Below are 550 nucleotides of genomic sequence, written 5' to 3' on the forward strand. Positions count from 1 at the left end.
TGCTGGCCGACCAGATCATCTCGGCTCGGGTGTAAGGAGATTCGAAACCATGGTCTACTCAGCTGATCTCGACATCCGCGTCACCGATACCTCGCTACGCGACGGATCCCACCACAAGCGCCATCAGTTCACCACGACCGAGGTGCGCGACATCGTCACCGCCCTCGACGGCGCCGGAGTGCCGGTCATCGAAGTCACCCACGGTGACGGCCTGGGTGGGTCCTCGTTCAACTACGGGTTCGCCAGAACACCGGAACAGGAACTCATCAAGGCCGCCGCCGAATCGGCCAAGCGGGCGCGCATCGCCTTCCTGATGCTGCCGGGTGTCGGCGTCAAGGACGACATCAAGATCGCCCAGGACAACGGCGCGTCCATCTGCCGCATCGCGACGCACTGCACCGAGGCCGACGTCTCCGTGCAGCACTTCCAGTTCGCCCGCGACCTCGGCCTCGAAACGGTCGGCTTCCTGATGATGTCGCACAGCCAGCCGCCGGCGGCGCTGGCGAAGCAGGCCCGCATCATGGCCGATGCCGGCTGCCAGTGCGTCTAC

At 65.3% G+C, this 550-nt stretch carries 1 pseudogene; it reads left to right on the plus strand.

The features are described from left to right. Positions 1-49: 49 nt before the first annotated feature. Positions 50-550 (plus strand): annotated as a pseudogene (locus V8688_RS32055) (4-hydroxy-2-oxovalerate aldolase); the annotation flags it as partial.

The organism is Nocardia sp. No.11, assembly GCF_038752175.1.
Classification (GTDB): Bacteria; Actinomycetota; Actinomycetes; order Mycobacteriales; family Mycobacteriaceae; genus Nocardia; species Nocardia canadensis.